Here is a 7,444-nt window from a genome sequence, read left to right as displayed (position 1 = left end):
TTCAGGGCATCCAGTTTTGAGTTTGATGCTGCTTGCCCGGGAGCGTCGTCTGACTCTGTGTCCTGCTCGTCGGCAAATTCGTCGGCCAAATTCTTCCAGCCCTTGCTGGCCGCGAAGTCGTTGAATTCTTCCGGCGCTTCCAGCACGATCAGTTTGTCATCTTGCAAACCAAGGTCGCCATGGCCGAAATCCGGGCCGACGTAGCCGGTCCGGCGCAGCTGGGCCAGGACCTGGGCGATCAGCACCTTGTCTTCATACAAACGCTCTTTGCCGATCGCCGCGGCGAAATCGACATAGACGTCGATGATGCCGTAGCCTTCATCGAAGATGCGGATTGCTTTTATGTTATGGCCACGGCCGGCAGCGTCGGTGACGCTGAATGGCCCGCTGAGTTGGATATCGGTTTCGCTGTTCATGCCAAGAGGATACACCAAATGCCGCTGAACCTAAGACCCCGGCTGACGTCAGAACAGTTACGTCAGGCGTGATTCACCGGTAGACTGAGGGGAAATAAATTCGTCGAGAGGCGCACCAGCGCCCGCAAAGAGAGGTTCGCAGAACCTGCCCGAAGGAGACAAAATGCGTGATATCTCATACAACAGGTCGGCGGAGCATTTTTCCTGCGATCCCGCGGTGATTGAAAAATCGCACCAGCGATCGAGCGCCTACGGCCTGGACCAGCACGACAAGCCGGACATCATGCCGCTGGACCGCAGCTCCCTGTCGCTGTTGCTGGAACAGAACCGGGTCTTGCATGCGCATGCCTTGCCGGTCATGGAAACCCTGTACGAGCAGATCGTCAACACTCACAACATGGTGATCCTGACCGACGCCCACGGCGTGATCGTGCATGCGCTGGGCGACGACGATTTCCTGGTCAAGGCCAATCGCGTGGCCTTGAATCCGGGAGTGACCTGGTCCGAGCAAAGCAAGGGCACCAACGCCATTGGCACCGCCATCGCGGAAGGCGTGCCGACCACGGTGCATGCCGACGCCCATTATCTTTCGGCGAATCATTTCCTGACCTGTTCGGCGGCGCCGATTTTCGATTACCAGGGCAATATCCTCGGCGTGCTGGATGTCAGCGGCGATCGCGGCAGCTACCACAAGCACACCATGGCGCTGGTGCGCATGTCGGCGCAGATGATTGAAAACCAGTTGTTTACCGCGGCGTTCGAGAACGCCGTCACCCTGCATTTCCATAGCCGGCCGGAATTCATCGGCACGCTGGTGGAAGGCATCGCCTGCTTCACGCCCGGCGGCCGGTTCCTGTCGGCCAACCGCAGCGCCATGTTCCATCTGGGTCTGTCGCAGGCGGCCTTGCAATCGCATACCTTCAGCTCGCTGTTCGGCTTGCCGCTGTCGACACTGTTCGATCACTACCGGGCGGCCGCTCCGGGCCTGCTCAATCTGTGCCTGCACAGCGGCGTAAAAGTCTATGCCCGCGCTGAACTGCGGCTGTCGAACAGCGTGTTCCAGCACTACAGCGAACTGCCTTCCTTGCCTGCGGCGGCAACCGCGCCGAAGACGGCGGCGCGCCGGCTGTCGAGCCTGCGTTACCTGAACACCGGCGATCCGCACATGGCGACCCTGATCGGCAAGCTCGACAAAGTGATAGGGCGCGACATTCCTATCCTGATTGCCGGCGAAACCGGCACCGGCAAGGAATTACTGGCGCAGGCGATCCATAACGATTCGCCGCGCAAGAACAGTGCTTTTGTCGCCGTCAACTGCGCCTCGATTCCGGAAACCCTGATCGAATCTGAACTGTTCGGTTACGAAGAGGGGGCGTTTACCGGCGCCCGCAAAAAAGGCGGGCAGGGCAAGCTGCTGCAAGCCAACGGCGGCACGCTGTTTCTGGACGAAATCGGCGACATGCCGCTCAGCCTGCAGGCGCGCTTGCTGCGGGTCTTGCAGGAGAGGGTGGTGACGCCGCTGGGCAGCACCAAGGCGATTCCGGTCAACCTGGCCGTGATTTGCGCCACCAACCGCAACCTGCGCGAACTGATTGCGGCCAACCTGTTTCGGGAAGATCTCTACTATCGCTTGAACGGCCTGGTGGTCAAGCTGCCGGCTTTGCGCGAGCGCAGCGATCTCGATGTGATCGTCGACAGGTTGCTGGCGGAAGCCGGCAATGAAGGGCGCTGCTGCAGCGTCGCGCCGGACATCATGGAGCTGTTCCGCAGGCACAGCTGGCCGGGAAATTTCCGCCAGCTGAGCAACCTGTTGCGGACCGCGGTGGTCATGGCCGGGGATGACGGCCTCATCAGGCTGGAGCACCTGCCCGACGATTTCCTGGAAGATGTGCAGGCCGCGCCGCTGCTTGCGGTTGCCGCGGTTTCAACTGACGGCGCCGGCAGCCTGGAACACCTGGCGCAGGCTGCTGTCAGGAAAAGCTACGAAGCTTGCGGCGGCAACGTGTCCGCTACCGCCAAGGCATTGGGGGTTTCGCGCAATACCGTGTACCGCAAGCTGAACCTGCGTTAAAACGTGACGGTGGCGACCACGGTGTCGGTATATGTCGTGGCGATGCCGGTCTGTCCCGATGGCACGCGGGCGTAGATCGTCACCGGCGTTGCCGTTCCTGTGGCGTTGACTGTGGCCGGCGCGGTGGCCACGGTGTTGCCCCAGGTCGTGGTGCGGCCGGAATCCGAGAACAGCGAATAAGTCAGGTAGGTCGGCGTGCCGCCGCCGCTGGATACGCGCCGCAGCGGCACCGAATCGGTGGAGCCGGCATTGGCGTTGGCGCCTTGTCCCAGCGTGATGACGGGCGCAGCGCCCGGGGTGCAGGTGGTGGTGACGCTGGCGGTCACGTCCTGGTTGGTGGTGGCATTGGTGACGATCGGATCGTAGGTGGTGGTGAAGCCGATGGTGGCAATGCTGCAGTTGTTGGCGATGGTGACGGTGTTGGTCATGGTCGCCGTGGCTGTCGCCGCAAACGCGCCGGCGGCGCTGCATGCTGATACGACAAGTAAGATAAAACCTTGAGTAGACTTTCTCATGACGAATCTCCCGATTGCCACTGCCTGTTTGTCCGGTCCGGACCACGCTTGATCCACGTCTTGCTATACGCATCTATATCATATAAATTTCCTTATGGAAATATTTATTTGTAGGCTTACCGACAACTTACATGGCAAAGCCAAGCAAGTTGTCGGGGAGGCATTACAAGGTTGGCAAGACCAGGGTCGATTGCTGGCCCGGACTGAATTCAAAGCGCACGCCGAACCGTTCGCCCAGGTTCACTGGCGAGGCATACAGGCTGTCGGCAGTATCCAGCACTACGCCGATGTGATGGCCGGCCGGCACGTCATAGGCGGTAGCCGAGAACTCGATCGGGAAATCGACGGTCTGCCCTGGCGTCGCCCAGTGCAGGGTGGTTGCGCCATGGGTAATCAGGATCCCGGTGCCGATCGCATCCACGTCATACAGGTAGGCCACCACCTGGGCGCGCGCCTGCGAAGGCGTGGCGCGCAGATTCAGTTTTGGAATGCCGCGGATTTTCTGGGTGGCGCTGAGCGCCGGCGCTTCGTAGCGGACGCCGGCGGCAAGGCTGACTGTCAGCAGCGAATTGACCACCGGCAGGTTGATGGTTTCGCCCAGGGTGGAGAGGATAGGAATCAGGCCGCTGCTGGCGGTGGTGTCGAACAGGTTCTGGATCAGGTCGGAGTCGGTGGTCTTGTTCGGCGCGCTGGAGATCAGGCCCTTGTCGCCTTTGCCGCAGAAGCAGCTGAGGTCGAAGCGGATTGCGCCGCGCGGAGCCAGGTAATAGGTCTTGTTGGTGAGCTCGGGCGCCGGCCAGGTGGTAAACGTTTCGCGACGGTCGCTGAACTTGATCTGCATGGAAACCTTAGGCTCGGTATCGACGCCGTTTTGCTCGCCCTTCAACCAGCGGTTGAACCAGCGGTGAGCCTGGTCGTACGGATAGTTGGGCGCACCCAGCAAGGCGCCGGTCAATTCCGCGGAAGCATGGATGCCGGCGTTGAGCAGGATTTTTTTAGGTCCGGTCAGCGCGGCGAACATCGCCAGCGAAGAATTCGGCGTGAACATGTCGTCCTGGAAGTTCTTGCTGATGAAGACAGGCGCGTTGCGCTTGTTGATGGCGGCTACATAAGTGGACGGCGAACGCGGCTTGGCCCAAGCAGTGATGTCGGCGATCCTGGCGGCGCTGGTGTTGGGATCGAGCAGGGCCAGTATGTTCTGGTTCACCTCAGGCGCAGGGCGGCCGGTGACGCTGCCGGCCAGGCCGAGCACGGTGGCCCAGGTCAGATTGGGCGAACCGGACGTATACAGCTGGTCCGCCAGCGTGGCCCAGCCGGACAGGGCGACCGCGGTCTTGAAGCGCGGGTCTTGCCCAAGCGCGATCAGCGACAGGCCGGCGCCGTAGGAAATGCCGCTGGCGGCGACGTTGTTGATGTCGATAGGCGCATTGGCTTGCAGCCAGTCGAGCACCGACGAGACATCGCGCGCATCTTCCGGCGCGGCGACGTCGACCTGGCCTTCGGACAGGTAGAAACCGCGCGCGGTGTAGCTGACCACGACATAACCGTCTTGCGCCAGCTTCTGCTGCTGGCCGATATATTCGACGCGGCCCGGCGCCGCCCAGCTGGCGATCATGACGATGGCGGGAAATTTCTGGTCGCTGCTGCTGCGCTTCGGCAGGAACAGGTTGGCCGCCAGTTTGGTGCCGTCGAAACTGGTGATGGTCATGGCGGGGATCCAGCAGGTGCCGTCCACGGGAGAGACGATTCCTGGCGATTGCATGGGGCTGGCGTAGGCGGCTGCTTCGGCCGGACTGGCGCTGCGGCACAGTTCGGCGTTGGCGCCAGCGGAGGCCAGGCTCAAGCCTAGCGCCAGGGCGATGCCGGGCAGGGTAAATAAAGACGAGATGCGCATGCGACGTTCTCCTGTATTTATGATTGATTATTCAGTGTTGCGGGGGATTCAAAACTGCGTGCTGCGGGAAAGCGAAAGGTAGTGAGCGATCGTTATTGAGCGGACCATCTGCATGCAGCGTTTGCGGCAGGTGGAAGCCTGTCGAAATTAAGTGAACGATCGTTCTTTTTTCGTCTTTTTATTAACCCACGCATCGCGTTGCAGCATCAATAAAAAGATTAGAAGATAGCGACTAATGATCAATGTGCACTGTCGCTAGTCAAACCAAATCGGAGGGCGAGGATGTTAAATCGGATCGATGCGGGTGTTCTTAATGTTACCTACGCGGAGAGCGGCGACGCCGATGGCCGCGCGGTCCTGCTGCTGCACGGCTTCCCTTATGACATCCACGCATACGACGACGTGAGCGCATTGCTGGCGGCGGCCGGTTGCCGCGTCATCACGCCGTATCTGCGCGGCTATGGTCCGACCCGTTTCCTGTCGGCTGATACGCCGCGCTCCGGCCAGCAAGCGGCGCTGGCGCATGACCTGCTGTCCTTGATGGATGCGCTGGCGATTCCCAGCGCGGTGCTGGCCGGTTATGACTGGGGCGGGCGCGCTGCCTGCATCGTCGCTGCGCTGTGGCCGCAGCGCGTGCGCGGCCTGGTGTCCGGCGGCGGCTACAATATCCAGGATATTGCGGCATCGGTAAAACCGCAGGCGCCGGAAAACGAATGGCGCTACTGGTATCAATATTACTTCCACGGCGAACGCGGCCGGGCCGGGCTGGCGCAGGACCGCTACGCCTTTTGCCAGCTGCTGTGGCGCCTGTGGTCGCCCAACTGGCGGTTCGATGAAGAGACTTATCGGCGCAGCGCCGCCGCCTTCGATAACCCGGATTTTGTCGAGGTCGTGATCCATTCCTATCGGCATCGGTTCGGACTGGCGCCCGGCGATCCCGCCTATCAGAATACGGAATCGCTGCTGGCCGCGCAGCCGCCGATCAGCGTGCCGGCCGTCGTGCTGGACGGCGCCGGCGACGGCGTCAGCCCGAGCGGCGGCTCGGCAGGACATGAGCGGTTTTTCAGCGGACCGTACCAGCGCCGGGTGGTCCCGGTTGCAGGACACAACCTGCCGCAGGAAGCCGCGCAGGATTTTGCCGATGCTATATTGGCGCTGCTCTGATCATTTTTGAAAGGCTACCTCATGTTGCGTCTGGTGCTGCTGCTGTTGGGTGTCGACTACTTGCGCGATCGCTGGCACGGATTGCGGATCATCGGCTGGATCTGGACTGTCGCGGGAGTAGTGATATTTGTCGACGCCCTGGATAATGCGCTGTATTTTCCGATCAGTTTTTTCGCCTACTTCCTGCTTGCCGAAGGCATCGCCACGCTGGCGGTGGCGTGGACCGGGGTCGCCGGGCAGCGCATCCTGCGCCACATCAAAGGCGTGGCGTTCATCATTGCCGCACTGCTTATCCTGGCCGGGCACCACCATGGCAATTTCATCTTGTCGATGATTTTCGGCACGCTGTTCCTGGCTGACGGACTGCTGCAATCCATCTCGGCAACCGTGGTGCGTTATCCGCGCTGGCGGCTGGCGCTCGCCGGCGGCATCGTCGAGTGTGGCATCGCGATTTTTTTCTACCAGCCGTACCCGACCCACTACCTCGGCACCGTGCCTTATTGCGTCGGGCTGGGCCTGGCGTTCGGCGGCTGGCAGATGCTGCTGCTGTCGTACCGCGTGCGGCGCCTGTCGGCCGAGGCAACGGTCGAGTCCTTGCTGCGGAGGGCAGAGGCCGGCTCCGCCAAGCAATATGCCGGAGCGGCGGCCAAGGATATTGTGCAGGAATGGGACGGCCCGCCGGCTGCCGGCGAAAAGGCCCTGACCGTCCATGTCTGGACTCCGGTCGGTTCCTCAAGGGCGCCGGCGCAGCGGCTGCCGATCATCGATCGTTATATTGCCGCGGTTGATTCCGACGGCGTGATTTCAACCGGCCATGCGGCGCTGGAGACGCCTGAAGGCGTTTATATCAGTCTCTATCCTGGAGTTGAAATCGACCGCTCGCCGGACGATTTCGGGCGTCTGCTGCGGGCTACGCCGGACAATGATGTGGCAGGCGTGTTCCAGCCGGACTATCCTACCGAATCGCGCGCCTGGTGCGAGTCGACCGCCAAGGTCAGGATCAGGAACTACAGTGCCGAACGGTTAAGTGCTTTTTGGGAAAGCTACCGGCAGGACAATACCTACAACCTGACTTACCGCAACTGCTCGAGTTCGGTCGCGCGCGCGCTGGAAGCCGCGCTGGAGGGCGCGGCCGGCAGGATCCGCGGCCGCAGCTGGAGCGCGTTTGTGCGGCTGCTGCTGACGCCGGAACTGTGGGTGGCGGCGCAAATCCGCAAGCGCGCAAAAACCATGGCGTGGACGCCGGGACTGACCCTGGATTACGCGCGCGCCATGAGCATGCTGGCGGACCCGAGGCCGTTCGGCTGGCTGAAGATGGCGCGCCTGGCGCTGCGCACCATGTCGCGTTCGCGCCGCACCTGGCGCCAGGAACATGCAATGGCCA

6 protein-coding genes are annotated in these 7,444 nt (G+C 61.8%); 3 read left to right on the top strand and 3 right to left on the bottom strand.

Going from position 1 to position 7,444, the window contains the following annotated elements:
* A partial coding sequence (locus JWQ61_RS02435; protein ID WP_304359109.1) for a hypothetical protein occupies positions 1-416 on the bottom strand: 416 nt, incomplete at its 3' end.
* A 163-nt stretch (positions 417-579) separates the two neighbouring features.
* Between JWQ61_RS02435 and JWQ61_RS02430 the strand changes: the two genes are divergently transcribed.
* Entirely contained in the window at positions 580-2,487 is a 1,908-nt protein-coding gene (locus tag JWQ61_RS02430) for a sigma-54-dependent Fis family transcriptional regulator (protein ID WP_304359108.1), read from the top strand.
* On the opposite strand, the gene JWQ61_RS02425 is transcribed toward JWQ61_RS02430, so the two are convergent.
* Together JWQ61_RS02425 and JWQ61_RS02420 are read right to left on the bottom strand one after the other, a co-directional pair.
* The gene (locus JWQ61_RS02425; protein ID WP_304359107.1) at positions 2,484-3,002 is read right to left on the bottom strand and encodes a spore coat protein U domain-containing protein; all 519 of its coding nucleotides are present in this window, start codon (positions 3,000-3,002) and stop codon (positions 2,484-2,486) included. The two genes, JWQ61_RS02430 and JWQ61_RS02425, sit on opposite strands and share 4 nt — an antisense overlap.
* Before the next feature lie 163 nt (positions 3,003-3,165).
* A complete protein-coding gene (locus tag JWQ61_RS02420) occupies positions 3,166-4,896 on the bottom strand; it encodes a CocE/NonD family hydrolase (RefSeq protein WP_304359106.1) in 1,731 nt (576 codons plus the stop codon).
* Between the two features lie 282 nt (positions 4,897-5,178).
* Here JWQ61_RS02420 and JWQ61_RS02415 point away from each other — a divergent pair, with 282 nt between their 5' ends.
* Complete coding sequence (locus JWQ61_RS02415) at positions 5,179-6,060, top strand: alpha/beta fold hydrolase (RefSeq protein WP_304359105.1); 882 nt, start codon at positions 5,179-5,181, stop codon at positions 6,058-6,060.
* A 21-nt stretch (positions 6,061-6,081) separates the two neighbouring features.
* Positions 6,082-7,444 (top strand): HdeD family acid-resistance protein (locus JWQ61_RS02410; protein ID WP_304359104.1); only part of this gene is annotated, 1,363 nt, incomplete at its 3' end.

The sequence above is a fragment of the Collimonas fungivorans genome (genome assembly GCF_028292705.1).
GTDB classification, from domain to species: domain Bacteria; phylum Pseudomonadota; class Gammaproteobacteria; order Burkholderiales; family Burkholderiaceae_D; genus Collimonas; species Collimonas fungivorans_B.
Note: the sequence above shows the minus strand (reverse complement) of the source record. Positions and strands in the feature narration are given on the sequence as shown.